Source organism: Pseudoalteromonas sp. JC28 (assembly GCF_013319255.1).
Classification (GTDB): domain Bacteria; phylum Pseudomonadota; class Gammaproteobacteria; order Enterobacterales; family Alteromonadaceae; genus Pseudoalteromonas.
This window is the reverse complement of sequence record NZ_QOKX01000004.1, coordinates 248552-273783: the sequence shown is the minus strand read 5'-3', so window position 1 is coordinate 273783 and position 25232 is coordinate 248552. Positions and strand designations below refer to the sequence as shown.

Annotated in this window: 25 protein-coding genes, 1 other RNA gene and 1 pseudogene; 10 read left to right on the top strand and 17 right to left on the bottom strand. The window is 41.8% G+C overall.

The window, feature by feature from the left end; genetic code table 11:
• The first annotated feature begins 88 nt into the window (after positions 1–88).
• The 3 genes from rluA to DS891_RS11055 all read left to right on the top strand — a co-directional run bounded on the left by rluA (position 89) and on the right by DS891_RS11055 (position 2897).
• Entirely contained in the window at positions 89–742 is a 654-nt protein-coding gene (gene rluA / locus DS891_RS11065; protein ID WP_174169819.1) for a bifunctional tRNA pseudouridine(32) synthase/23S rRNA pseudouridine(746) synthase RluA, read from the top strand.
• 197 nt (positions 743–939) lie between these two features.
• A non-coding RNA gene (gene ssrS / locus DS891_RS11060) (6S RNA) lies at positions 940–1122 on the top strand.
• Between the two features lie 416 nt (positions 1123–1538).
• Complete coding sequence (locus tag DS891_RS11055; protein WP_102057395.1) at positions 1539–2897, top strand: L-cystine transporter; 1359 nt, start codon at positions 1539–1541, stop codon at positions 2895–2897.
• Between the two features lie 46 nt (positions 2898–2943).
• Here DS891_RS11055 and DS891_RS11050 read toward each other — a convergent pair whose 3' ends face one another.
• Together DS891_RS11050 and DS891_RS24835 are read right to left on the bottom strand one after the other, a co-directional pair.
• Positions 2944–3393 (bottom strand): response regulator, encoded by a 450-nt coding sequence (locus DS891_RS11050; protein WP_010372351.1) that lies wholly within the window; start codon positions 3391–3393, stop codon positions 2944–2946.
• Between the two features lie 78 nt (positions 3394–3471).
• Positions 3472–5802 carry an ATP-binding protein gene (locus tag DS891_RS24835; RefSeq protein WP_102057396.1) on the bottom strand — a complete coding sequence of 777 codons (2331 nt, stop codon included), beginning with the start codon at positions 5800–5802 and terminating at the stop codon, positions 3472–3474.
• A 153-nt stretch (positions 5803–5955) separates the two neighbouring features.
• Here DS891_RS24835 and yacG point away from each other — a divergent pair, with 153 nt between their 5' ends.
• Positions 5956–6198: a DNA gyrase inhibitor YacG gene (yacG, locus tag DS891_RS11040; protein WP_174169818.1), complete on the top strand. Its 243-nt coding sequence runs from the start codon at positions 5956–5958 to the stop codon at positions 6196–6198.
• 78 nt (positions 6199–6276) lie between these two features.
• Here yacG and DS891_RS11035 read toward each other — a convergent pair whose 3' ends face one another.
• The gene (locus DS891_RS11035) at positions 6277–6585 is read right to left on the bottom strand and encodes a helix-turn-helix transcriptional regulator (protein ID WP_010606054.1); all 309 of its coding nucleotides are present in this window, start codon (positions 6583–6585) and stop codon (positions 6277–6279) included.
• A 366-nt stretch (positions 6586–6951) separates the two neighbouring features.
• Complete coding sequence (locus DS891_RS11030) at positions 6952–7413, bottom strand: Spy/CpxP family protein refolding chaperone (protein ID WP_102057397.1); 462 nt, start codon at positions 7411–7413, stop codon at positions 6952–6954.
• 207 nt (positions 7414–7620) lie between these two features.
• Between DS891_RS11030 and DS891_RS11025 the strand changes: the two genes are divergently transcribed.
• The 3 genes from DS891_RS11025 to DS891_RS11015 are packed head-to-tail and all read left to right on the top strand — an operon-like array spanning position 7621 to position 10637.
• A complete protein-coding gene (locus DS891_RS11025) occupies positions 7621–8307 on the top strand; it encodes a response regulator (protein WP_174169817.1) in 687 nt (228 codons plus the stop codon).
• Positions 8308–8310: 3 nt separating this feature from the next.
• Entirely contained in the window at positions 8311–9672 is a 1362-nt protein-coding gene (locus DS891_RS11020) for an ATP-binding protein (protein WP_174169816.1), read from the top strand.
• A 2-nt stretch (positions 9673–9674) separates the two neighbouring features.
• Positions 9675–10637, top strand: coding sequence for an alpha/beta fold hydrolase (locus DS891_RS11015; protein WP_010606050.1), 963 nt, complete (start codon positions 9675–9677; stop codon positions 10635–10637).
• Here DS891_RS11015 and DS891_RS11010 read toward each other — a convergent pair.
• Entirely contained in the window at positions 10589–11434 is an 846-nt protein-coding gene (locus DS891_RS11010; protein ID WP_174169892.1) for a cation diffusion facilitator family transporter, read from the bottom strand. The genes DS891_RS11015 and DS891_RS11010 overlap by 49 nt on opposite strands.
• Positions 11435–11757: 323 nt before the next feature.
• Between DS891_RS11010 and trmL the strand changes: the two genes are divergently transcribed.
• A complete protein-coding gene (gene trmL / locus DS891_RS11005; protein ID WP_010606048.1) occupies positions 11758–12222 on the top strand; it encodes a tRNA (uridine(34)/cytosine(34)/5-carboxymethylaminomethyluridine(34)-2'-O)-methyltransferase TrmL in 465 nt (154 codons plus the stop codon).
• A 103-nt stretch (positions 12223–12325) separates the two neighbouring features.
• Here trmL and DS891_RS11000 read toward each other — a convergent pair whose 3' ends face one another.
• Both DS891_RS11000 and DS891_RS10995 read right to left on the bottom strand, forming a co-directional pair.
• The gene (locus DS891_RS11000; RefSeq protein WP_010606047.1) at positions 12326–12919 is read right to left on the bottom strand and encodes a CBS domain-containing protein; all 594 of its coding nucleotides are present in this window, start codon (positions 12917–12919) and stop codon (positions 12326–12328) included.
• Between the two features lie 47 nt (positions 12920–12966).
• Entirely contained in the window at positions 12967–13242 is a 276-nt protein-coding gene (locus tag DS891_RS10995) for a hypothetical protein (protein ID WP_010606046.1), read from the bottom strand.
• A 418-nt stretch (positions 13243–13660) separates the two neighbouring features.
• On the opposite strand from DS891_RS10995, the gene cysZ reads away from it, so the two are divergent.
• Positions 13661–14386 (top strand): sulfate transporter CysZ, encoded by a 726-nt coding sequence (gene cysZ / locus DS891_RS10990; RefSeq protein ID WP_010606045.1) that lies wholly within the window; start codon positions 13661–13663, stop codon positions 14384–14386.
• Positions 14387–14484: 98 nt separating this feature from the next.
• Complete coding sequence (locus DS891_RS10985) at positions 14485–15684, top strand: glycerophosphodiester phosphodiesterase family protein (protein ID WP_254605839.1); 1200 nt, start codon at positions 14485–14487, stop codon at positions 15682–15684.
• A gap of 36 nt (positions 15685–15720) precedes the next feature.
• On the opposite strand, the gene DS891_RS24830 is transcribed toward DS891_RS10985, so the two are convergent.
• The 10 genes and pseudogenes from DS891_RS24830 to DS891_RS10935 all read right to left on the bottom strand — a co-directional run bounded on the left by DS891_RS24830 (position 15721) and on the right by DS891_RS10935 (position 25101).
• A complete protein-coding gene (locus DS891_RS24830) occupies positions 15721–16023 on the bottom strand; it encodes a DUF3325 domain-containing protein (protein ID WP_102057402.1) in 303 nt (100 codons plus the stop codon).
• Positions 16023–17576: a PepSY domain-containing protein gene (locus DS891_RS10975; RefSeq protein ID WP_254605829.1), complete on the bottom strand. Its 1554-nt coding sequence runs from the start codon at positions 17574–17576 to the stop codon at positions 16023–16025. Before DS891_RS10975 ends, DS891_RS24830 begins: the two co-directional genes overlap by 1 nt.
• 2 nt (positions 17577–17578) lie before the next feature.
• Positions 17579–17869, bottom strand: coding sequence for a DUF3649 domain-containing protein (locus DS891_RS10970; RefSeq protein ID WP_174169814.1), 291 nt, complete (start codon positions 17867–17869; stop codon positions 17579–17581).
• A gap of 59 nt (positions 17870–17928) precedes the next feature.
• Positions 17929–20079, bottom strand: a complete 2151-nt coding sequence (locus tag DS891_RS10965; RefSeq protein WP_174169813.1) for a TonB-dependent receptor — start codon at positions 20077–20079, stop codon at positions 17929–17931.
• Positions 20080–20168: 89 nt separating this feature from the next.
• Positions 20169–21506 carry a histidine kinase sensor domain-containing protein gene (locus DS891_RS10960; RefSeq protein WP_174169812.1) on the bottom strand — a complete coding sequence of 446 codons (1338 nt, stop codon included), beginning with the start codon at positions 21504–21506 and terminating at the stop codon, positions 20169–20171.
• Positions 21503–22189 (bottom strand): response regulator transcription factor, encoded by a 687-nt coding sequence (locus DS891_RS10955; RefSeq protein WP_174169811.1) that lies wholly within the window; start codon positions 22187–22189, stop codon positions 21503–21505. Before DS891_RS10955 ends, DS891_RS10960 begins: the two co-directional genes overlap by 4 nt.
• Before the next feature lie 396 nt (positions 22190–22585).
• Positions 22586–23374, bottom strand: a complete 789-nt coding sequence (locus DS891_RS10950; RefSeq protein WP_174169810.1) for a tyrosine-type recombinase/integrase — start codon at positions 23372–23374, stop codon at positions 22586–22588.
• Positions 23375–23469: 95 nt separating this feature from the next.
• Positions 23470–24549 (bottom strand): annotated as a pseudogene (locus tag DS891_RS10945) (IS3 family transposase).
• 49 nt (positions 24550–24598) lie between these two features.
• Positions 24599–24859 carry a hypothetical protein gene (locus tag DS891_RS10940; RefSeq protein WP_174169809.1) on the bottom strand — a complete coding sequence of 87 codons (261 nt, stop codon included), beginning with the start codon at positions 24857–24859 and terminating at the stop codon, positions 24599–24601.
• A gap of 5 nt (positions 24860–24864) precedes the next feature.
• Entirely contained in the window at positions 24865–25101 is a 237-nt protein-coding gene (locus DS891_RS10935) for a DUF4224 domain-containing protein (protein WP_302480147.1), read from the bottom strand.
• Positions 25102–25232: the final 131 nt, after the last annotated feature.

Below are 25232 nucleotides of genomic sequence, written 5' to 3'. Positions count from 1 at the left end.
AGAGAGCTGCGGCTCTCTTTCTCGCTACCGCTCACTTAGCAACTCATATATAATACCCGGCTTCGTTCTGTTCATGCTGAGGCAGCTGGTGTTACTAAATTACGCTCCCCCCCTTTCTCCCTATCTTGATATTTTGTACCAAGATGAAGATATGCTGGTGATCAACAAACCAAGCGGGTTACTCACCGTACCTGGTAAAGATCCAAAGCATTGGGACAGCGCTATCGCCAGAGTGAATTTTGTCTACCCTACGGCAAGAATTGTGCATCGCCTTGATATGGCAACATCCGGCGTGCTGTGCCTTGCTATGAATAAAGCAGCGCATCGCCATCTGAGCATTCAATTTCAAGACCGCTTAACCCGCAAACACTACATCGCCCGAGTTCATGGTAAATTACAACAGCAAACGGGTTCTGTTGATTTACCGCTGGTGTGTGATTGGCCTAACCGCCCAAAGCAAATGGTTTGTCATGAGACCGGAAAACCTTCATTAACGTATTTTGAAGTCATGGAATATGAAGCACAAGCAACACGCGTAAAGCTAACCCCCATCACAGGACGTTCTCATCAACTCAGAGTACATATGCTTTCGCTTGGGCACGTTATCCTAGGTGATAGGCTATACGCTACGGGAGAGGCGTTAGCGGCGGCTTCACGTCTACAGTTGCATGCAGAGATGCTGCAAATTTCGCATCCAACAACTGCTGAGATGATGGCCTTTACCGCACCGGTTCCTTTCTAAGTAACCTGTTTACTCTGTTAGTTAGAAACGGTCCAGAAACTGTGGCCTTCGAAAAATTAAGCAAATTTAGCGTTGCCAGCAAACGCTCAGATTAACGTTTGCTTAGTCACTAAACAAAGCGAGTAAAAAGCACGCGGTTAACACATAAATTGCATTACTATGGTTTCGTGATCGGCAGATGTTTTATATACTGTAATTGTTCCCTAGCTCGTAGGACAGCTGATTAAGTCCCTGAGCCGATAAATTTCGTTTAGGATAGCAGTTTGTTTACTATTGAGCATGCTCGGCATGTACCGAGAAGCCTACGGTAGGCTGTTGCTCTCCGCCTTGAACCTCAGGGTTCAAGGGCTGACATCGGCATCCGCGAAGCCGGGGAACAACCTTTCCCACTCTACGCATGTCATCGCCTCAAAGCTAACTCGCTTTTACATATACTCAATAAACCACATGTTCAACTTCATACTAAAAACAGCTACACGGTTAACGTCGTAAAGCAAAAGAAATTGCGAGATAACGCTAGAAAAGAGTCGCGAGATAACGCTAGAAAAGAGTCGCGAGATAAACTCGCTGCTACGAAAGATTATTGTAAGCTAAGCGCATATCTCAGTGTTTTTTAATTACTATGAGTTAGTACCAACTCACTACAAAACATCTTTATATGAAAGGAAAAACCATTAAAAACTTTCATTTTTATTGATAACCTTTTGTTCTATTCCATAGTCAAAGAATATTTTAGCCAAATCAACAAAACCTCTATAGTAGCGCGTTATTTTCATATATTTCGAAAGGTATTCTGATGTCTTTTGCTGTTATCGCCGCGTTTGCGGTTTTTATTGCCATACTTTTCGGTCTTTATCGCTTTCAACAGCGCTCCGAAACCCTGTCACGAACGGTATTACTAGGCTTAGTTGCGGGTAGCCTATTTGGACTCGCCTTACAATTTGTTTTCTCAGGTGATTTAACCACCAAACAGACCGTACTAGATTGGGTTGCGATTGTTGGTAGCGGCTATGTCAATCTTCTCAAAATGGTGATTATGCCATTGGTCTTAGTTTCTATGATTGCCGCGGTCGTAAAATTAGATAATCAAGGCTCTCTTGGAAAGATCTCGTTTGTCACCATCGCAATTTTAGTTTTTACCACGGCCATTGCAGCGCTCATTGGTATTTTTATCACTCAAGCATTTGGTTTAAGCGCACAAGGCTTGGTTGAAGGTGCACGCGAAACGGCCAGAATAGCGGTACTTGAAGAACGTGCAACAACCGTTGCCGATTTAACCATTCCACAAATGTTGCTTAGCTTTGTACCAACCAATCCGTTTGCTGACTTGACTGGCGAGCGCTCGACCTCGATTATCGCAGTGGTGATTTTTGGTGTGTTAACTGGTATTGCTGCTCGTAGAGCCATCATGGAAGAGTCAGATTTAAGTAGTCCAATAAAAAATGCAGTTGAAGGCGCACAGGCAGTTGTGTTGAGATTAGTACGTATGATCATCGCCCTTACACCTTATGGTGTAGCTGGTTTGATGGCCAAGGTGATCGCCACATCAAGCATGGCTGACATTATTAGCTTACTCGGTTTTATTATTGCCTCTTACGTTGCCATTTTACTGATGTTTGTGGTGCATGGCTTACTAGTTACTTTGGTTGGTGAAAACCCAAAGCATTTCTTCCAAAAAATTTGGCCTGTTTTAACTTTTGCTTTCACCTCTAGAAGCTCCGCGGCAACCATCCCATTGAATGTTGAAGCGCAGATCCACAAGCTTAATGTTCCCCCTGCGATTGCAAACCTTTCTGCATCGTTTGGTGCGACAATCGGACAAAATGGCTGCGCTGGCATTTATCCTGCAATGCTTGCTGTAATGGTTGCGCCGACTGTAGGAATTGACCCGTTCGCACTCGACTTTATTGTCTCATTAGTGGCTATGGTTGCAATTAGTTCGTTTGGTATTGCGGGTGTTGGAGGTGGTGCCACTTTCGCGGCGTTGGTGGTACTTCCTGCGATGGGACTACCAGTGACAATTGCAGCGCTGCTTATTTCTATTGAGCCACTAATTGATATGGCAAGAACGGCACTCAATGTATCGGGCTCAATGACCGCAGGTACAGTGACAAGTCGCTTGTTAAAGCAAAAGCATACCAACGAAGCTATTTAGTGCTATAACAGCTTAAGGGCCAGCTAGTTATTCTGGCCCTTCACTTCTAATCGATCACGAGCTTTGCAGTGCCAAGCCAAAAGGACAGCAAGGACTTCATTGAATCAACCAGCTCATGATATTGAGACGGTTTGGTCATATAAGAATTTGCCCCAAGCAAGTAACACTGTTTTATATCTAGCTCAGAATCCGATGTACTGAACATAATAACCGGAATATGCTTAAGGTTTGCAGCCCCGCGCATCTCAGCCAATACATCTTTACCGCTTTTTCGTGGCATATTTAAATCAAGAATAATAAGGCTAGGTAATAGCTCAGTACTATTGAGTTTCTCAATCAACTCAACGCCATCACTTACGAATTGTAACTTAGCCTCCATCACGCCGTTGTCTTCAAATGCATCACGGATTAATTCTTGGTCGTCGAAATCATCATCCGCAACCAAGATATAGTTTACAGAGTGAAGCTGTTTAATTAAATCATGATGATGAACCATACACACTCTCCTTAAACTCGCATTAACCTCGAGTTTGTATGCTGATATCAGAACCGCATCAATGGTTCTACAGCTAAGTTAACTCTCTTGCGCTGAAATCGGCAAGCTAAAATAGAAAGTAGAGCCTTGCCCTACTTCCGTTTCGACCCATATGCGACCATGGTGTCTTTCGACGATTTTTTTACAAATAGCAAGTCCAAGTCCTGTACCGGCATATGCGCTACGACCATGTAATCTTTCAAAAAGATTGAAGATCTGCTCACTAAATTCAGGATCAAAACCAATCCCGTTATCCTTAACGGCAACGATCAGTTCATTTGCTTTACGTTCGCTGCTAATCGAGACCCGCGGCGTTCTTTCTGGCGCACTAAATTTAATCCCATTATTGATTAAGTTTAGCAGCACGCGTTGCAACTGCCTACGGTCTCCAAAAACATCACCAAGCCCTGTGGTATCCACTTGAGCGTTTGACTCTTTAATCACTAACTCAAGATCCAGTAAGGTTTCAGCTAACGCATTATCGCCATCAAATGATTTAAATGACTCACCTTTACGGTCAATCCGTGAAAAACTTAGTAGCCCTTTGATCAACTTTTGCATTCGCTCCGCAGAATCCATCATACGCTTAAGGTAGGACGCATGTCTTTCATTTAGTCCCTCTGCAGAGCATTGGATCCGATCACCGAACATTTGGATTTTTCTAAGCGGCTCTTGTAGATCATGGGATGCTAAAAAGGCAAAACGCTCCAGCTCTTGATTCGACTCATGTGCTTTTTCAAGTGCTATCGTCAGTAATTGCTCAGCAGTACGACGCGAAGTGATCTCATTTTCCAACGCTTCGGTACGCTTAGTAACTTTTTGCTCTAGAATTGCATTGAGCTTTTTATATCGCTCTGATTTAGCCAACACATAATTAACCAAGGTATTACGAAACTTCAATGCACAACTTACTTCAGCTTCCGTCCAAGGGTGAGATTTGCACTTAACATTCTCGACCCACAACTTAAACGAACTACGCGGCATTAAACGGTGGCTACCATCATCCAAAAACTCAATGGATTTTTCAGGCTTCCCTCCCCAGTTTTTGGTTTGAATAACTTCCTTTCTAAACCACATAATAAAGTGATTAGCATCCGCAGAAAGTGGCATCAATAGCACGCCACTCGCGGTTTTAGCAAAGACTTTAAATGTTTCGTTAAGTTCACCTAAGCTATGACAATAAAAAATGGAGTCATCACCAAGTTGATGCTCCGCAAGCCAGCGGTAGATACTCTCAATATCCGCCTTTGCAGGAGTTTGCCCATAGCACTCCAAATCACTTTCAACACGCCACGCAACACCGCTGGATTTCATCATTTCTTGCAATGCCGCGGATTCATAGCGCAAGCCATCTACAAAAAAGATCTCTTTTGCCATACGCTCAGTAACAGACGAGCTCAATGTCAGGGCTTTGGCTTCTGCCATTGCTTCTAAAGACGAAATTTTAAGAGAAATTAAGTAAGATAGCATCAGCCCCATATACTGAGCGACTTCACGGATGTTAAATGGCACTACGTGCTTTTCGTAGTGGTGGCAAGCAATCAGCCCCCAAAGCTTACCAGCAACGATAATGCTGATAGACATGGTTGCCTGAACGCCCATATTACGTAAATATTGGCAGTGAATTGGCGAAACACTACGTAAAATACAGGCACTTAAGTCAATTGGCTTATCTTGCGGATAAAGCAGTGAATTTTCACTGTCAACATCAGCAAGCAAACGAATAGGGTTTCTTAAATATAGCGCTCTTGCTTGCTTTGGAATGTCAGACTCAGGAAAATGTTGGTTTAAAAAGGAATTAAGATCATTACGCTTCGATTCTGCGACCACCTCACCATTATACTCGTGATCAAATTTATACAGCATCACCCTGTCAAATTGCGTTAACTCTCTAATTTCTTCCACAGCCATCTCGAACGAGGCTTGTAAAGATTGAGAGTCAACCATACTAGACAGTGAGTGCTTCATAAGGTGTTGCATTGAATGATTGATTTCAACGCCTTGCGCCGTGTTTTGCTCAAGCTCTAAAATGAGACCAGCTTCGTTTTGACTTGCAACTACAGAAAGTTCAACCCACTTTGCATCCTTGGTTTTTATGGTGGCCGTCATCGGATTCAAACGATGGATTTCAGAGGAGTTAGCATTACTGGCTAACAACTCAAAAAAAGGAGACTCAAAAATCGTTTCAGCATGAGTATTGACTAAAGCGCTAGGCTCAAGCCCTACAAGTTCGGCAAAATTTTCGCTAAAGTAGCGTAGTGTTAATGTGTTGGTGTCGAATAGCAATAAATAGCCATGCGGCTGAATTGAACCTGGAATATGAATTGGCTCTTTATGACAATTGTCTAGTGTTGCTTCGAACTTCTCCACCTTTTATACATCCTCTCCTTTTACCTAGCTTTACCATCCTATCACGGATCCCCACCTAGCATGCAAGCTGTTCAGAGTAGATATACGTTCAGTTCACAAAGCGATAAAATGCGATTAGACTTACACAATCACGAAGTAAAAAGTAAGTGTATTATGACAACCACAGTAAAGTGTCCAACCTGCCAACAGGCTGTTGAATGGTCGGATAAAAGTCCATTTCGTCCGTTCTGCTCAAAACGCTGTCAATTAATTGATTTAGGTGATTGGTCTGACGAATCAAATACGATTTCTACACCGATGAAAAGTGGTGAACTTACGCCTCAAGATGCGGAAAGTTTGATTGAAGATATAGAAGCGATGCTGGCAAAAAACAACGAAAGCTTTTTTAAAGAATAAATCTATAGGCCGAGTCTCGGCCTTTACTCACTCATAACTACTTGCTTAGAAAAGCAAAAACCAAGCACAGTAAAATCACTAGTCACCTTGTTCTACTTGCTCTTCTTCCGTCTTTGACTCTGAACTTCTCACTTCATTTTGGTAAGTTTTAGCAATATGCCCTGCTCCTTCCAAAATATCACTTAATTGGATCCGACAAATTTCCGACAATTTAATTAAGGTACCTAAGCGAAATGAGCTTGTTCCGTTAAGATAGTCGTCTAGTGTGGTGAGACCTATTCCGAGCTTCTGGCTAATGGTTTTTTTAGTATAGCCTTTACGCTTTTTGAGTTCTTTTAGCAGTTCTCGGATCCTAAGTGTCACCTCGTATTCTTCAGGTGTCTGCATGTCTCCCTCAGTGATACCTAGTAACAAACAGCCAACAACAAAGAATACCCTTAGTTACTCAGAAGAAAGCAAAAGTTATTGGAAAGTTTGTGCGCGTAAATTAAGAATTTTTCAATTCGACACTATTTCAAAGAGTTGTCCGCAGACTTGCTAGATGTACTCTTAATCGAAAAATATCACAACGCAAACATGTTATCAACATGTAACTTAAACCAGTACAAACCGTTGTAATATTTTATACACTGATTCCAAGGGGTCAGTTCTCTACATCAATCTGGAATACAAGCTCTCATTTTATAGGAAGGTGACAAAGGCTTGAAAATGATAAGGTCCTTACTGGGAAGGTAAGGACTAAGTTAGAAAGACTTAATTTGCTTTTTTATGGCCTTTGTGGCTACGACGTGATTTAAGTGCTTGGAGCTTATCGCGCTGCTCTTCATTCAATACATGGAATACTTTGTGACGAGTTTCCATTGAAAGTAGCGCCCACGCTTGTTTTTTATCTTGGCCTTTTTCCAGTAAAAGTTGCGCTTGAACCTTATCAAAGGCTGGGGCTGCCATAAGTGCTTTCATTTCTTCACGATAAGTTGAATGTGCTTCTTTCCCGCTTTCTTTTAACGCTTTTTTTGCAGTTTTGTAATCCGCATAAATCGTCTTTAGTTGGTCTTGCTGCGCTTCTGTTAGCTCTAATAACTTCTGGCCTTTATCAGATAGTAGCAACCTTGCTGAGTGCTCAAGCTGCCCGCCCATAGGTCCCGCGTTTGCAGTGAAGCTAAAAGTCGATACACCAAGTGCTGTAACTAATGCTAAAGTAGATAGTAATTTCATGGTATTGGCTCCTTGTTCGCCATTGCTTTGTCGCTTCCAAATTTAGCAAGCACAAAGAAAAGGAACGTCAGACAGAGGTAAAGTTTTGTCAGTGCTTTGCAAAAAAAAGCAAAGGCAATTTACATAAGGCGTTGAAGTAAGATGTAATATGCTAGAGCCGAACTATTCAGGCCAACGCCAATCAACAATGCTGGACTAAGTATGACAATGAAACATTCCATTTTACTTATTGATGACGACCAAGAACTTTGCAGCCTGTTAAAAGAATACTTTACTGCAGAAGGCTTTGAAGTGGCGATGGCCCACACAGGAACAGAAGGTCTACAGCTGGCATTAAAGCAAAATTTCGACCTGATATTGTTAGACGTAATGCTTCCCGAAATGGATGGTTTTGAAGTACTAAAGGCGTTACGTGTCCAGAAGATGACACCTGTTATTATGCTAACGGCAAAAGGCGATGACTTTGACCGCATCTTTGGTTTGGAGCTAGGTGCTGACGATTATATTCCAAAACCGTTTAACCACCGCGAACTACTCGCACGCGTTAAAGCTATTACCCGACGCGTCGATCATTATAAACAACACAGTCCGGACGATACCTTTACTATCCACCAGCTGCGTTTAGATGTGGCTTCGAGAAGTGCTACTGTTAATAGCGAGGTGCTGTCGCTGACGGGCACCGAATACGAGGTGTTACACTTGCTAGTCAGAACTGCAGGAGAAGTGGTCGACAAGCAGACAATTTCACGACAAGTATTAGGCCGGCCACTCGTGCCTTATGATCGCTCTATCGATATGCATGTCTCTAACGTTCGCAAGAAAATTGCCGCATTAAGTGAACACACTTATATCAAAACGATCCGCGGCGCTGGCTATATTTTCCTAAAGGCGTAATGAATGAAGCGGTACTTACTTGTTAAGGTTTTTGCCTGGTTTTGGCTCACTATCATTGCCACTATGTTGTTGTTGCTTGGGATCAGCATGCTACAACCTGATGTTGTAGAAACTCACCGCATCTCAAAACCCATGCTGCAAAATCTAAAACAATTAGAACAAGCGTTAATACGCGCAAGCGAGCGCCCCAACTTTGAGTTGAATAAGGTTGCCAAACTGCGTAAAAGAAAGGCTCGAAATATCTACTTGAGCCACCGCGATGCAGAAAAAAGCGTTGCCGCCGATCCCAATATAAAAACGCTGAATTTAGATTTACTCAGCTTTACCGAAGATGCCAAACCGGTCGCTATTTTTACCCCAGAGTACAAGGCTTTTGGCCCCCTAGAACTTACACTTCAAGGTGAAAGTTATCGTCTTTATTTAATTTTTGAAAACCATACCCCAAGTGCACTCATCAAATTAAGAACCCTACCGCTTTGGGTAAAAATCGCGGTCGTGCTAGGCGCAAGCTTATTACTGTGTTTTTGGTTTACTCGAGATCTATTGTCGCCAATTAAAGAGCTACAAAAAGCCGCTGCAAAACTTTCCCGTGGAGAATTGTCGAGCAGAGCCGATATAAATACCAAGCGCCAAGACGAGCTCGGTCAACTGGGTCATGATTTTAACTTAATGGCTGATAAATTAGAGTCTTTAGTTAACAATCAAAAACGCTTGCTTGCTGATATATCCCATGAACTACGCTCACCGCTCACCCGCTTACAAATGGCCACAGGCCTCGCTGCAGGCCATGCCACAGCGCAAAGCCAAAGTTATATCGAGCGCATTGAACGTGAAGCTCAGTTAGTTGAAAATATGCTCAGAGATATTTTGCATTTATCTAAGCTCGAAGCGGATCAAGTGCCAATCGATAAGCAGATAATTAAGTTCAATGAGCTGCTCGACCCGATATTGGAAGATGCACTGTTTGAGGCACAACAATTAGGGAAGGACCTTGTCGTCACAGCACTACCCGAGGCAACACTTTATGGCGACCCAATGCTACTTAACCGCGCATTCGAAAACATTATTCGTAACGCAATTAAGTATGCGACTAGCCTTATTAATGTCGATATTGAGAGTGACGGTAATCAGTTGCTATGCACTATCAGTGATGATGGTAAAGGCGTAAGTGAAGACATGCTCGACAAGCTTTGCATTCCATTTTTCAGAGTGTCGAGCGCACGTACGCCAAGCAAAAATCAAATGGGCGGGTTTGGGCTGGGTCTTGCCATTGCGCAGCACGCGTTAAAAGTACATGATGCCCATATCGAATTTAGTAATAATGTTGGTTTGCAAGTCAGCATTCGAATTCCATTACACAGGTAGCCATGTTTTATAGCCAAAGTCAGCAACTTGAATCACACCTTCCGGAAATTGATGAGCACTGGCAAGGCTGCCAAAAAGGCTTTTTTGATACCCCTCATGGTAGGCTATTTTACGCCTACCACATTCCAGAAAGGGCAACGTTCAGCCTGGTGTTGGTTAATGGCCGTATTGAGTCTGCTCATAAATACAGAGAATTGCTGTGGGAGTTTGCGCAAAACAACATAGCGGTATTTACCTATGACCATCCAGGACAAGGCTACTCGCCGCGATTACTTAAAGATAAGCAAATCGGCTATGTTAGACGCTTTGAAGATTATGCTGCAACGCTGCACTGCTTTATGGATCAAATCGTTGCCAAGCAGAACACCTTGCCACTTTTTATATTGGCACATTCAATGGGCGGTGCCATTACCTGCGATTATTTAACATTATTTGCGCCTCATAACATAGAGGGAGTCTATTTATCAGCCCCGATGCTTGGGATCAATACGACTCCCTACCCGACTTGGTTTGCCGAGGGACTTGCGGGCGCAGCTTGTTTATTTGGGCTAGGTAAGCATTATGCATTGGGACAGGTGCACTACCACAACAAACCTTTTCAAGATAATGACCTTACTGATTGTCCAATTAGATATGCGCTATTTAGAGGTTTGTACGATCAATTTCCCGAGCTACAACTCGGTGGTGTTAGCTTTGCTTGGTTATACACGGCTCTACATAAATGCCGCTCGTTTCAAGATATTAAGCTAGCTCTGCCAATCCGTATCGCGACAGCCAGTGAAGACAGCATTGTTGATAATCAGGCGCAAAGTCAATTTGCCGCGCACAGGGATAATGTGACAGTTACAGAGTTTATCGGGAAACATGAACTACTTTGCGAGCAAGATAATACCCGCAAAGCCGTGTTAGATGATTTTTATGCGTTTACAGACGAGCTACTTAGTGCTAAAGAAACTGGGTCTTGATGGATAAGCACGTCCATCTCACAATCAAACTCTTCTTTAATGCTAGCAACCACCTCATCCGCAACCTGATGCGCTCGCATCAGCGGCATATCGTCATCAAGCTCTAGATGCAGTTGAATAAACTTGATTTTGCCACCTTGCCTGGTACGCAAATCATGTACTCCATAAACGTCCTCATGACTCGACGCGATAAGTATGATCTGTGCTTTTTCTTCATCTGGCAGCTCTTTATCCATTAAGTGCGCAGCACTTTCCTTGGCAATATCCCAACTGTTATAAAGTAAATACATCGCCACCAAAATACCAAAAATCGGATCGGCGTAACCTACACCATAAAAGTTAAGCAATACCGCTAGGAGCACCGCGAGGTTTAATAAAATATCGCCCTTATAATGTAACGAGTCAGCCTTAATGGCGATGGACTGCGTGCGTTTAACGACTTGATACTGCACCGCAACCACCAACAAAGTACAAACTATCGCAAATAAACTCACCCACACACCAAACAACGAATGTGGAATTTGGGTTGGATTGATAATGCGCTCTACGCCATGAAAAGCCAATAAACTCGCAGAGCCCGCGATAAAGGCCGCTTGTCCAAGCCCAGCTAATGCTTCTGCCTTTCCATGACCAAATCGATGATCATCGTCCGCAGGACGCAGTGCGTAGCTCAGTACAAAGAAATTCATTAAAGAGGCGCTAATATCAAGCAGTGAATCAGTTAAAGAACCGAGCATAGCGGCACTACCTGAAGACAGCCAAGCCCAACACTTAGCTGCGATCATCAATCCCACCATTATGATGGTAAAGACACTTGAAAACCTAACCCAAAACTCATAGCTGCGATCCACTGGCACCTCATTTCTTCATATTATTTAATCTGACGTTTGGCTAACTGAAATGATTAGTCGTCAAACCACTCGCAAAATGCCACGGCATCGCGATGCTGTTATATTACAGGGTAATGCTTTGAAATGAAAAACAGATTACGGTTGTATAGTTTTTCTCAACAGTCGTACTTTAAAAACTGGGTAATGGATTTCGCTCTATCGAACGCAGCACATATAAATGTCGACAAGTATCAGCTATACTGCCGGGCAAAATTTAATTGAGGCCTATCATGTTAGATATCGTTTTATACCAACCCGAGATCCCGCCTAATACCGGCAATATTATTCGTTTGTGTGCCAATACAGGATATTCACTACACCTGATAGAGCCGCTAGGATTTGAATGGGATGATAAACGGGTAAGACGTGCAGGCCTTGATTATCATGAATTTAGCGAAGTAGAGCGCCACCCAAACTTTGAAGCATACTTAGCCAAACGAAATCCAAAGCGAGTATTTGCTTGCACGACAAAAGGTAGCAAATACCATCATGAAGTAGCCTATGAAGCAGGTGACTGCCTATTGTTTGGCCCTGAAACTCGTGGTTTGCCAGAAGACATTATTTTTTCACTGCCTGAGCCTCAGCGAGTCCGCATTCCAATGCGCCCCGATAGTCGCAGTATGAACCTATCTAATGCTGTTTCCGTTTTTGTCTATGAGTCTTGGCGACAACTTGGGTTTGCTGGCGCAAAGTAAAAATAGCGCCTAGCCTCTGCTGCACAGGAGCAAACTTGAGGCACAAAAAAGGCGCCTTACGACGCCTTGCTAACTTTAATTTACATTAACTATAGGGATTCTTTTAAATTTCTGCGTGGTGCAAAATCGTACCAACAATATCACTGAATTTATTTGCTGGTTTCATTGAGTTTACTGCACGTCCACAGGCTTTCATCATATCGATTAGGTCAAAATAACCGACTGGATGCTGAGTCACTTCATCAATAACAAGTAAAAACTCGAAGCCACCTTCTTCCATTGTTTTAAGCACATTGCCAACCACAGTTTGGCTAGTTTGTTTTAAGGTGATTTGACGAAGATCTGATAGTGGGATCATGACATCATTGACGTTTAAATCACGTCTTGTACAACCGCGTCTTTCTGCAATACTCAACACGTAGCGACTGCCAATTCTTGCATTAGAGATCATACCAACAAGCTTTTCTTTGCTATCAACGACAAAGCTTGCTCTGCGGTGCGTTTTATCCAGCACTAACGTAGCTTCATCTATGCTACTGTTTTCATCAATATGCTGCATAGGTGCTAAATGTAGATTGTGCATTAGGCAATGTGCTGGCGCTTGCTCTAGGTTGTCAGTGTTACAAGCTGGGAAGTTATTTTCAGCAAGTTCATAATTTGCAACAGGTTGAGTTTTCAATACTGTGTAAGTGTTCATAGATCACCTCTATCTTTAAAATTAATTAAGCACGGAAAAGGACTAAATTAATTTGCGACAGGTGGTGCTCTAATAGACTCACATACTGAGTTTGAATAAGAATAGGTGGGTTGCGATTGCGCTATGATAAAGCTACTAGCAACCACGAAACGATGGGTTGTTGATACAACGCAATCATCTAAATCAGGGCTGGAGTTCGAATTGTCTAGGTCAACAACGATAGGCGCGATTGAAAGCGTGGTATCACATTTAGCAGCATCGGCCGTTGACACTGTCAACAGACTCAACATACAAAATGTAATCATCCAACGAATTAACCGCATAGTATTCTCACTTCTACTGCCTTACTTTGAGTGTATGGGCAGTTTCTTGCGTTTACAAGTATTATTTCTAATCTATTTACTAAGCTTCTAAATATACTAAGGTTAATTTTCATACGCACACTCAGGCACTGTGTGAGCTGAGATGAATTGTTACTAATCTCCTGTTTGTGGCGCGCTGTTTAGCGTTATACTAACGCTGACATTTTTGATATGTGCCTTAAATCAAAAGAATTAAATCATACCAATTTGCTTAATTAAGTGAGCTATTTTGGGGCGAGAAAACCTTGTCGATAACCAGGCGAAAACTTTACTATTTATTTGTTTTAAATGAGAAATTTTTAACGCAGTTAGCGTCAGATTTGCTCCTTCAAATTGAGCAAGTATTAAGACTAATTGGTATTACAACACGAGGTGTACAGTGCAACTATCACGCGGTATCGAGTACTTTATTGCTGGTTTTTCTTTAATCACCCAAAAAGGATTAAAACGCTTTGTATTTATTCCTTTAACAATCAATGTACTGCTATTTGGTGCATCACTCTTTTTTCTTTATGACTGGCTGACTCAAGGATTTACTTATCTCAACGGATTATTACCAGATTGGCTCAGTTGGCTGGAATGGCTAATGTGGCCCATTGCTATCTTAGTGATACTTTTCAGTTATAGTATGATTTTCACGGTGATAACCAACTTTATTGCTGCACCTTTCAATGGCTTACTCTCCGAAAAAGTAGAACTTTACCTGACCAACCAACATATCAATGATGATAAGTTAATTGATACCATAAAAGATGTGCCGCGAATGTTAGGTCGAGAATGGACCAAACTCTGCTACTACCTTCCACGTGCACTCGGCTTTTTCATCTTACTTTGGATGCTGCCTATCGTTGGGCAAATTTTATGGATTATGTTTACGTGTTGGATGTACAGCGTGCAATACAATGATTATCCGTTTGATAACCATAAAATTCATTTCAAGCAAATGAAAGATGATTTGAAGAGTAAACAAGGGCTGTCTTATGGCTTTGGCTTTGCGGTGTTTGTACTAACCTCAATCCCATTTGTTAACCTCATAGTGATGCCCGTTGCCGTTTGTGGCGCCACTAAATTGTGGGTAGAGAACTATCGTCAACAATATCGTTAAACAAATTGAGGTATGACATCGGACTGTAAAAATTCCATGATTTACTTACGCCTTTTACGCTTTGTTAGAATGAGGCAGGTATGCGCCAAATAATATGGATGACGTGGTTGGTGGTTACGCTAACGGGATGCCAGGCAACAAAGCAGTTTGATGTCGGTACACGGACTCAATTTTTAGTCTCGCAACTTCCAGACGGTGAGCTTAAGGAAAAGCTTGCAAGCTGTTTAGATAAACCAATCAAGCGCACACGTTTTTCCATTGGACATCGCGGTGCACCACTTTTCTACCCTGAGCACACCAAAGAATCATACATTGCCGCCGCAAAAATGGGAGCAGGCACGCTCGAATGTGATGTTACTTTTACGAAAGACAAGACTCTCGTTTGCCGCCATGCACAATGTGACCTTCATGCGACAACCGATATCTTGTTACAACCTAAGCTTGCTAGCACGTGTAGACAACCCTTCACACCAGCGGATCCAGACTCTGGTAAACTTGCGTCTGCTCAATGCTGCACCTCAGACATTACCTTAGCAGAATTCAAGCAACTAAAAGGAAAAATGGATGGTGTGAATACTCAAGCAACCACAGTAGCAGAGTTTGTCAAAGGCACTCCCAATTGGCGTACAGATCTTTATGCCAGTTCTGGAACCTTAATGACCCACAGTGAAAGCATTGCTTTATTTAAGCAACTTGGTGTAAATATGACTCCTGAGTTAAAAACACCAGAAGTGCCAATGCCATTTAATGGGTTAAGCCAAAACCAGCTCGCACAAAAAATGTTAGACGAATATACTGAGCACAATGTCCCCCCATCTCAAGTTTTTCCACAATCCTTTTCTTACCAAGATATTCAGTACTGGATAAAGCATGCACCAGAGTTTGCAAACCATGCCGTATTTCTTGATGGTAGAGAAGCTGGCGAACATTTTGATATTAACAAACCAAGTACTTGGCAACCGTCAATGGAAGACTTAGCCAAAAATAAGGTAAAAATTATCGCCCCACCAATTTGGATGTTAATTAGCGAAGATAAAAACGGCGATATCATTCCGTCGCAGTACGCCCTAGCCGCTAAACGTGCAGGATTAAAGATAGTTGCTTGGTCTTTAGAGCGCTCAGGCCCTTTAACGAACGGCGGCGGTTGGTATTATCAATCTGTAAAAAACGCAGTTAAGCATGATGGCGATATACTTAGGGTGTTGGACATATTGGCAAAACAAGTTGGCGTAGTTGCTGTATTTAGTGACTGGCCTGCCACCACCAGCTTTTACGCCAGCTGCATGGAAATTGAGTAAATCAGTTGCATTAGACTAAGGCCCATTAGAAAGTCATTAGCACCTATTTAAAAAACTGAAAAATTTAGGTTTGTAAGTCCACAACAAAACCACCAAAATTGATGTAAGTGTTGCTGTGGCGAACCAATAAACTAGCCCTAAAGAGACACCCCACATCGCTGTAACAAAAGCCACCGTAATGAATAAAAGTAAGTATCCGAGTATCCTAAATCGTCGTTGTTGACCCACATCGAATGCTCCGGCTCTGTTAGAGAGCTTCACCCTATGTCGTGACAAGGATAAATTCAACAATGCAAAGGCTAAGAAAAGTAACACAAACAAAACAACAATTAACTTCATTAGGCCGCCTTAACACTGATGCCTTCTTGTCGGCAACGTACAACCCAAAAAGCTGCTACAAAGCATATAGAGATAAATAACACCGTTAAATCAAATCCAACCATCAGCCAATCACTATTTATCCAACTAAGCCATATATTATGCTCCGTTGTTAGTGCGTTAAGTATAGGTAGTAGCCCATATACCAAAGCAGCACAGCATAACATTCGCTGCCAAAGCCATTTTTTTGAGGCTAATCCACAATAGAGTGTGCATAGACCTAACGTTATAAAAAGTATATGCATTTCCCAAGCTGCTCGGCTTGGAAAGTCTATTGGCAATAACCGATTACCAGCAAAGTAAGACGCTATCGCTATAGGAACCCCAAGGATTATCGCAATATTTATACGCTCTATAATACTCGTCAGGATCTTATTAGTACTAGTCACTGCCTTGCGCTTTTTCAACCATATCATAAGACCAGTAGCAACCATCGCTGCGCCAAATAAACCTGATAAAAAGTAAATCCATCTAAGGTAAATATCAGCAAATAGCCCCTCATGTAAATGCTCTAAGAAATCATAAACACTTGCAGCTCCCCCTGCTTTTCCGAGGGAGGTTTCGAGCATAACTTTATCTTCAATAGCACGATACTCAAGCAACGAGGCGAATTCGACTCCACTTTTCGATTCAAACCAGATCTCAATGTGTTCTTTTTCTGTATTTCTTTCAACGACGCCAACATAACTAACTTTATGTGATTTGAAGCGACGTTTAGCATCAGCCAAAGCAGATTGAACGCTTAACTCTGTGGGGAGCATCTCGATTATTTGCTGTGACTTTTGCTCTATCTGTGATTGCGCATAAAATTGGCGATGATTTTGCTGACCTTCTCCATAGCGCAGGTCAATAACTGGAGACATAGTGATCCCCATCAGCAGCAATAACCCGCTATAGGTGATCATCAAGTGGAACGGTAGTGGTAGCACACTAAAAATATTGTGAATATCTAGCCAAGAACGCAACCCTTTTTGAGCTCGAAACGTAAAGAACTCAGCAAAAATTTTCTTGTGAATAATTAGACCAGTAACTAACCCTATAAGCATTAGCATTGCAGCAATACTGGTTAATATATAGCCTACAAGTTGCGGTACATAATGTAGATTGTAATGCAAACGGTAAAGCGCCTCACCTCCGCTAGTTTGTCTATTACGGATAAGCGTTTCCATCACTGGATCGAGGCTGCTTTCGTGCCATTGTTTGGGTGTTTTGCTTTCGGTGTTATCAGGTTCTAACCAAGAGATTTCAATAAATGGATCTCTTGATGTGGGAAAGCTTATGTACCACTGAGATGCATTATCACCATGTATGCTGAGTTGTCTGATCGCGATATTCGTTATTGCGCTATCCTCAAGTCCTTTCGAAACCATGATTTCAGGTTTCATCCAGCGATCAATTTCGTTTTCAAAATATCCGACACTGCCAGTCACAAAAATGAAGTACAACATCCACGCAAAAACAACGCCGGTCCACGTATGTAGCCAGCTCATAGACTGTCGAAATCTCGCTTTCATTCTCAAATAGCCTTTTCTAGATACATGACTAAAACGCTTAGCAAAACAACTAAAAGCGCAATAAAAAATATTGCTCTAGTAGTGCTTTTAACAGCAAACACAACGATCACAATCAAAGTGTAAATAATAAAACTGGACATCATTCCCGCGACAATACCATCGACTTTATTGTCTGATGGTAAGTACGAAATAAGCATGGCACTCAAGTTAGCGATAACATAACCACCAATCACGCTAAGTAAAACTCGGCAAGTAATATGCGCAGCTGGCGTTGGCTTAAATACAGGTTTCATTAGCATAATAACCAAATGAAAAGAGCTAACTCTTTAAGTTAGCTCTTTTGACAATAACACTAGAACTGATAGGCAACTGTCAGCCTAATATCGCGACCTGCTTCTTTGATCCCGACAACACCTTCATAACCAGGAATATGACCGTAATCGGCAACACTACCATGGCTGCGGTAAGACTCATCTAATAGATTTTGTATTGAAAGGTCGACTCTCAAAGAGTCGAATGGCTCGTAGCTAACATAAGCATCGACTAACTGGTAGCTTGGTTTGTCAATTGTCTCAAGCTTTTCAACCCAACCTAGCTCAATTGAACGGTGAAATACTTCAATATCATTTAAGCTCGCCACATACTTGTAATTCCAGCCAAGTTTAATCTGATCGTTTAAGTGATAGTTAAAGTTTACGTTCAATGAGTCTCCAACCACATTACCTAGACCACCGTATTCGTAGGCAGCCAAGTCAATGTTGTCAACTTCGATGCGGTTTGTGGATGTCGCGTCTGTGGGATCTGGCCAATTAAATATCACATTATCCAATTCAACGTTATTATGGTTAAAGCTGACAATTACATCAAAATTGTCCGCTTGATAACCACCAACCAGTTCAAAGCCTTCACTACCTAAGTCACCGATATTTTCGTAGAAAACCCCTTCACGCCCTTTAAACTTGTCGAAGACAACACCATTAATTGTGCTAGAGTATACAGATGCTTCAAACATCCAAGCGCCATCATTATATTGAATACCGAGTTCAACATTTTCTACTTCTTCAGGAACCAAGTTTGCATTCGGCGTTAGCTCACCGACTGTGAACGCATCTGCGATTTGTCTGCCTCGCAGCGCTTCCGCATAGCCAAGTGACAACGTCAAGTTATCAGCAAGGTTGTATAGCAATCCAACATTTTTACTAAAACCATCCTGTTTTTTGGCTGAGAACTCACTGGTTGATGTAACTGGTGCACCAGCTGCATCAGTCTCAACAACCCAAACACCATCAACCTTTACCCAGTTTGCTTCTATACCTTGATGATCCAACTCATAGGAATCAAAACGTAGACCGAAACTTAAACGCAGATCAGGAAAAACTTGCCAATGATCTTGGACATAAGCTCCTAACACAGTACCATCTTCGTCAAAAATCCCACCAAAGTCTTCATAGGACTGCGAATGTACCTTATCGTTTTTGTGCTCAATTCCATAAGTAATAGAGTGAGTACCGATATCACTGGTATTGCGAATATCAAAACCTATCGTTTCAATTGACGCATCCCAGGTATATAACTCACGCTTGAATGATGATTTTGTTTGATACACTGTTGTCTCTAAATTCACCAGAGAATTTAAAAACCAGTTGTGGTTAAGCACTAAAGTTTCGCGCTCACCCCAAGATGCAAACAGTGGGTCGCTTTCCAGAGGTGCCCAGTTTGTTTGCTTGCCAAACTCACCGTCCTCTTTTCTTTGCTCGTAGCTAACTGTAATATCTTGAAATTCTGTCAGCTTGGCATTCAGCTTAATAAATCCTAATGTTTGATCTGCTGCGGTTCCTGGAAGCGTATTACCGTCACCATCTTCCGTATTTTTGCGGCTAACTGTTACATACGAAGCTAAAATGCCGATTGAATCAGTTGCCTTACCATACAAAGATAGACTCTCTTTATGCCCGTCATTGGTAAAATAACTTACTTTGGCAGTTCCACCGAACCTTTCATTTTCATCCAATAGATCCGCCGCACTTTTCGTTTTAAAACGTATTGCGCCACCAACTGCACCGCTTCCTGCTGTTGCTTCACCAGCACCTGCTTGTACCTCTACACTTTTCAATAACTCAGGTTCAATGGCAACACGACCTATGTGATGAAATAGTGTACTCGTTTGCGGAGCACCATCTACCGTGACATTCACCATTGAGTCTTCCACTCCACGAACAAAGATTTTTTGTGCAATCCCCAGCGATCCACCAACAGTAACTGAGGGGGTATGGCGGAAAATATCTTCTAGGTCATTTGCTTGGTAGTTAGCTAATACTGCAGGTGTAATTTCGGAGTTTGTTGTTGCCCCAACAACGGTAATTCTTTCGACTTTTTTTAGTTCATTTTCTGTATCGGATTGCTCTGCAAGTACGCCAAAGCTAAGGCTAAAGCAAGCAAGAGAAACGGCTGACGCTATGGTAGTTTTTCTAAAGAAATGACTTTTTTGGGATAAAAATGGCATGATTCATGTCTCAAACAACAGTTAAAAGGCTGAATCAGAATTATTACCATTTAGTTTTATCAAGCAATCACTTTTACAATTGTTACATTTTACGAAACCGGAATTATTACTTGTACAACCAACCCTCCACTGGCTAAATTACGTGCTGACACGCGCGCTCTAACACTCCTCAAGTGTCGCTTAGCAAGTGCTAAACCAAGACCAAAACTATCACTTTGTGCGAGACGAGCATTGTCCACACGGAAAAATGGCTCAAATACTTTCTCAATAAACTCTTCGGGGATCCCAGGCCCCTGATCAAGCACTTCAACTAAATAATCGTTGCTTATTCGCTGTAGTTTTATCTCGACTTTTTTACCTTCAGGCGTAAAACGTAAGGCATTACGAATGATATTCTCGATTGCTGGACACAGTGCTCTATGGCAACTATTTACAACAACGGCACTTTTTGGCGGCTCAAATAACAGCGTTCGATCTGGAAACTCAAACTTGGCGTCATCGATCAACACATCCAAAAGGTCTACTAAATCTACGCTTTCCTTCTGTAACATTGGGTTTTCATTATCTAACCAAGCCAAAGTGAGTGAATCTTCGACCAACTTTCTAATCTGTTGAGATTCCCGTGCAATACGTTCTAAGTGTCGTTGGCTATCATTCTCTTCAAAGTTACTAACCGCAATATCTAGTCGAGTTAGCGGAGTTCTAAGTTCATGTGACAGATCAGCGATTAGCTGACGTTGACTTGCAATTAGCTCCCCGATCCTTGATGCCATCTGATCGAACGTAGAGGCTAAATGTGAAAACTCGTCATTGCGCTTGCCAAGATACTTTCCAAGTCTTACTTTAAAATTGCCCTTACTAAAAGCACTTGTTGCACTATCCAGCTGTCGCAATGGAATAATGATATGTCGATAAAGAAAGATGGATAATACGGCCAACACTGCCATAGGAATGAGTACCTGAAGCATAAATTTAGTCGTATTCCAGTAGATCCCAGGCCGCATTCGCTCTGGTAACTTTATTAGTAAGCTTGCATTAGAAGACTCGAATGGAAGCTCCATTATTGGATTTGATTCAAAATATAAATGTATTTTCCATTCAATGCTCCGACCAAAGTGATAGCTGCCAACGATATTCTGATCTATTGACTCTCCGGCTAAATGAATAGCGTCAAAACTCGCGATTGATACCCATGTAGATTCTTCTTTCATTAGGTTTTTTATCCAAGCCTCTAGCGCTTCTTGGTTGTTAGCCAAATAGAGTCTTTCGGCTTCAGATTTCCAATTCTTCATTTGGATTCTATCGCTTACTGCTATCATACTCATGCTTTCTTCTGTTTTAAGTGTTAATGCATGCAGTAAATAGAAAAAAGCGACCAAACCAGCAGCTAAGATTAAGCTCAATTTCCACAAAATATTTCGTTTCATTTAAAACAATAACCTTTTCCATGCACAGTTTGTAAACGCTCACCATGCCAGTTTGCTTCATTAAGCTTTCTGCGTACTCGACTTAAGTGCATATCTAAACTCCTATCATATGCTCCTAGTTTTTTATTAAGCACAGACAGATATAAATCAGGTTTAGTTATGATTGTATGTGGCCGTGAAGCAAGCTCCCAAAGCAACTTGAACTGGATTGGTGTGAACTCTAATATTTCACCATGGACATAAACGGATTGAGTCTGTGAGTTTAGTGTTAAGCCATCAATGGAAATCTCTGACGGTATAGAGAGTTGAATTATATTTTGGCTTCGCCTAAGGATACTTTCCATTCTCAAGAGCAACTCAGTGGAGTTAAAAGGTTTAGCAATATAGTCATCAGCCCCATGCGCTAAACCTATAATGCGTTCTTCCTCAGCCCCTTTTGCAGACACCATTACAACAGGGATCTGACTCGTAGATCGCAGCTTTCTCAACAAGGATACGCCATCTAATTTTGGCAACATATTATCCAGAAGGATCAAATCATGCTGCTGCAACTGAGCGACTTGTAGTCCCGACTCACCATCAAAGCACTGCTCAACTTGATATCCTGACTTTTGCAACAAATCTACTAAGTAGGTACCTAAAGTACAGTCATCTTCAATTAGCAAGACCTTGATCTCTCTCACGTCAAACCTTTTAAAATGCAAATGATAACTAGTTTCATTTTTGCATATTAAGCACTGTATTTTGAAAAGTAAATCTCAGTTGTAACCAGATGAATCTATTTTTTGCAAAAAAAAGAAATATAAAGTATCAGAAAGCAAAAAACCTCGCGATTGCGAGGTTTTTTAAAGGATGGTGCCCAGAGGCGGAATCGAACCACCGACACGAGGATTTTCAACCCTTAACGCTTGTGCATCTAACATACTGTTTTTACTACACAAACCCACAAAATATTTCCTATAACTTTCGTCTGGTTTAATATTTATGGTTAATTTAGCTAAAATTACTTTGTTTTTAATAGCTTAGAAGTTTTAGCTAAACATACAATTCTTAATTTAAAAATAATGCCTTTTTTATGACTACTTTTCAATGCTTTGTTTTTTCTTATCATCTGGCGATTTAGGCGTGACTGGCGTTACTTGTGAGTAACCTCGCCGATAAACACGCTTTGTTGTTGCCACACTTGAGTGGCCCAATAGCTCAAATGCCTGAGTAATCGTCTCACACTCACTTGCTGTCTTAGCTCGTAAATCTCTATCCTGAAAACGCTGCTCAGGTTGTAAATCACCACTTTCGATTGCTGCACGCATCGCTTTGTTCCACGCAGTTCTAAAACCGTCGGGAGTCAATGCTTGTTCCTTTCGTGCATTAGCGCTTGATGCAAAGAAATACCAATGCAATAAAGGCGTTCTGTGCTTTCTAGTGGTACGATAACCATTAATTTGTTTAAGCTCGCTGATGATAAAGCTAAGGTGGTCCACGGCCTCAAACTGCAACCGGCTACCTGTTTTTGAAGCTTGAACTTTTAGTCCTTTTTCGTCATCCCAATCTTTGCTGCTAAGTTTAAGCATATCGGTTTGCCTTAAGCCGGTTGCCAGCTTTAGCGCCACATATAATTGCAGCCATCGAGGGCAATACTTAACAAACACTGCCAATTCATCATCTGTGACTAGCCGATCTCTTGGTTGTTCTGGGTTACGTATAATTCCATGAAATGGTGTGTCGTCAATTACGCCCCAACGCACAGCATGAGACATAATGGTGCTCAGTAACGCAAACTCACGATTGCCTCTTACCGGTGCCCCCTCTCGATTTCTAAGATCGAGATATTGATAGGCATGCCTGGCTCTAAGCACTCTTGGGTTCATATGACCAAAACGCTTTATCAAATGCTTTGACGCACTAATATTACTCTTGTGTGTCTGTAACTCCACCCAATTTAGTACAGCTATTTCGTAGAATTTTATGCAGCCTCAAGGTAACCAACCGGTGTCATATCACCGAGTGAATCATGAGGTCGCTCATAATTATAAATATCTAACCACTCATCAGTAATTTCACGTACTTCTTGCAGTGACTCAAACAAGTATAAATCTAGCACTTCTTCACGGTAACTCCGATTAAACCTTTCCACAAAACCATTTTGGTAAGGACTGCCTGGCTCTATAAATTCCAACTTGATGTCATTTTTCATTGCCCAATCTTCGAGTGCCGTTGAAGTAAATTCTGGACCATTATCCACTCTAATCTGCTTTGGTTTTCCTCGCCAAGCAATAATTTGTTGTAGCGTTCTAATAACTCGTTCAGAAGTTAAGCTTGTATCGACCTCAATCGCCAGTGCTTGTCGGTTGAAATCATCCAGCACATTCAGTGTTCTAAAACGGTGTCCATAGCTTAATGCGTCACTCATAAAGTCCATTGACCACGATTCATTATGTTGTGTCGGTGCACTTAATGGTTCAGGTGTTCTTGTTGGAACACGGCGCTTCCCCTTACGTCTCAAGTTTAGTTTTAGCATGTTGTAAACGCGTTCAACACGCTTTTTATTCCACGGCTTACCTTTATTGCGAAGCCTTTTGAATAGCTTAGGCAGCCCCCACCTAGGATAGCGCTCTACCAGCGCAAGTAATGCATCGATAACTTCATCATCTAACGGCCGTTTATGTTTGTAATAAAAAAACTGAGCGGCTTAGCCCTGCTACTTCACAAGCAAATGCGACGCTGACGTTAAATTGAGCTCTTAAATGCTCTACCCAAGCTCTGCGCCTACTTGTTTTTACAGCTTTTTTGCGATGATATCCTCAAGCATCGAGTGCTTTAGGCTAAGCGTTGCAAACATATCTTTTAGCTTACGGTTTTCTTCTTCAAGCTCTTTAAGTCGCTTAACGTCTGAAGCTTCCATCCCGCCATATTTTGAGCGCCATTTATAAAACGTACTTTGGCCGATACCATGTTTGCGGCAGATTTCTGGCACAGGAATACCTGATTCAGCTTCCTTGATCATGCTGACAATTTGGGTTTCGGTGAACTTGCTTTTTCTCATCGTAAACTTTCCTATTTTAGTTAATGGAAAATTCTACTTATGAACTGTTTCATTTTTTGGGGGAGTTACATGTCGATTCTGCCTTAGTGGGTGAAATCTCTTTGAGATAGCGGTCAATCAAGTCATGCATCGTTTGACACTCAAAATTAATCGATGCGTAAGCGTAGTAATTACGAAAAGCTTCACTCAGCGTTTTGCCAAGGCGGATATCTTTCTGACCGCTTGCCCTTAAGTAATAGGTATTCCCTTTTTTATTAAAGATCATGCCCTTGGGCAGGTTTGCATTTTCTGCAGAACGTTTTCTTCCCATGACTGCTATTGCCCCGTATACAGCTCGTCATCACTAAGCGTAGCCCCACCACGCTTAATTTGACAGCTATCACCAGCGCCAAGCTCTGTTTCAATCGTTTTACGCAAAACTTTAGGCCAGCCAAAGGCATCGAGAGTAAATGGAAGCTGTAATTGGATCAGCTGCTCAATTTGTCTTTTCTTTTGTTTTCGGCCTGTTAGTTCGCTCATTTCCTGCTTATTCAAGAATAACAAGGGGCTCATTCAAAAAACCTCAAAACTAGATGAATAACGTGGAACTGATTGTAAACTTAAAAATTTTATAGGAGAGAAAAAGCCGTGGAGCTATCGACGGCTTTTTTTGAAAGTTAATTTTTAAATCTGATTTAGAAACT

Bases quoted from the DNA above. Each gene is read 5' to 3' on its own strand.
- DS891_RS11055 (WP_102057395.1), top strand. From the start codon at position 1,539: ATGTCTTTTGCTGTTATCGCCGCGTTTGCGGTTTTTATTGCCATACTT.
- DS891_RS11050 (WP_010372351.1), bottom strand. From the start codon at position 3,393: ATGGTTCATCATCATGATTTAATTAAACAGCTTCACTCTGTAAACTAT.
- yacG (WP_174169818.1), top strand. From the start codon at position 5,956: ATGACAACCACAGTAAAGTGTCCAACCTGCCAACAGGCTGTTGAATGG.
- DS891_RS11035 (WP_010606054.1), bottom strand. From the start codon at position 6,585: ATGCAGACACCTGAAGAATACGAGGTGACACTTAGGATCCGAGAACTG.
- DS891_RS11030 (WP_102057397.1), bottom strand. From the start codon at position 7,413: ATGAAATTACTATCTACTTTAGCATTAGTTACAGCACTTGGTGTATCG.
- DS891_RS11025 (WP_174169817.1), top strand. From the start codon at position 7,621: ATGAAACATTCCATTTTACTTATTGATGACGACCAAGAACTTTGCAGC.
- DS891_RS11020 (WP_174169816.1), top strand. From the start codon at position 8,311: ATGAAGCGGTACTTACTTGTTAAGGTTTTTGCCTGGTTTTGGCTCACT.
- DS891_RS11015 (WP_010606050.1), top strand. From the start codon at position 9,675: ATGTTTTATAGCCAAAGTCAGCAACTTGAATCACACCTTCCGGAAATT.
- DS891_RS11010 (WP_174169892.1), bottom strand. From the start codon at position 11,434: ATGGTGGGATTGATGATCGCAGCTAAGTGTTGGGCTTGGCTGTCTTCA.
- trmL (WP_010606048.1), top strand. From the start codon at position 11,758: ATGTTAGATATCGTTTTATACCAACCCGAGATCCCGCCTAATACCGGC.
- DS891_RS11000 (WP_010606047.1), bottom strand. From the start codon at position 12,919: ATGAACACTTACACAGTATTGAAAACTCAACCTGTTGCAAATTATGAA.
- DS891_RS10995 (WP_010606046.1), bottom strand. From the start codon at position 13,242: ATGCGGTTAATTCGTTGGATGATTACATTTTGTATGTTGAGTCTGTTG.
- DS891_RS10985 (WP_254605839.1), top strand. From the start codon at position 14,485: ATGACGTGGTTGGTGGTTACGCTAACGGGATGCCAGGCAACAAAGCAG.
- DS891_RS24830 (WP_102057402.1), bottom strand. From the start codon at position 16,023: ATGAAGTTAATTGTTGTTTTGTTTGTGTTACTTTTCTTAGCCTTTGCA.
- DS891_RS10975 (WP_254605829.1), bottom strand. From the start codon at position 17,576: ATGAAAGCGAGATTTCGACAGTCTATGAGCTGGCTACATACGTGGACC.
- DS891_RS10970 (WP_174169814.1), bottom strand. From the start codon at position 17,869: ATGAAACCTGTATTTAAGCCAACGCCAGCTGCGCATATTACTTGCCGA.
- DS891_RS10965 (WP_174169813.1), bottom strand. From the start codon at position 20,079: ATGCCATTTTTATCCCAAAAAAGTCATTTCTTTAGAAAAACTACCATA.
- DS891_RS10960 (WP_174169812.1), bottom strand. From the start codon at position 21,506: ATGAAACGAAATATTTTGTGGAAATTGAGCTTAATCTTAGCTGCTGGT.
- DS891_RS10950 (WP_174169810.1), bottom strand. From the start codon at position 23,374: ATGAACCCAAGAGTGCTTAGAGCCAGGCATGCCTATCAATATCTCGAT.
- DS891_RS10940 (WP_174169809.1), bottom strand. From the start codon at position 24,859: ATGGGAAGAAAACGTTCTGCAGAAAATGCAAACCTGCCCAAGGGCATG.
- DS891_RS10935 (WP_302480147.1), bottom strand. From the start codon at position 25,101: ATGAGCCCCTTGTTATTCTTGAATAAGCAGGAAATGAGCGAACTAACA.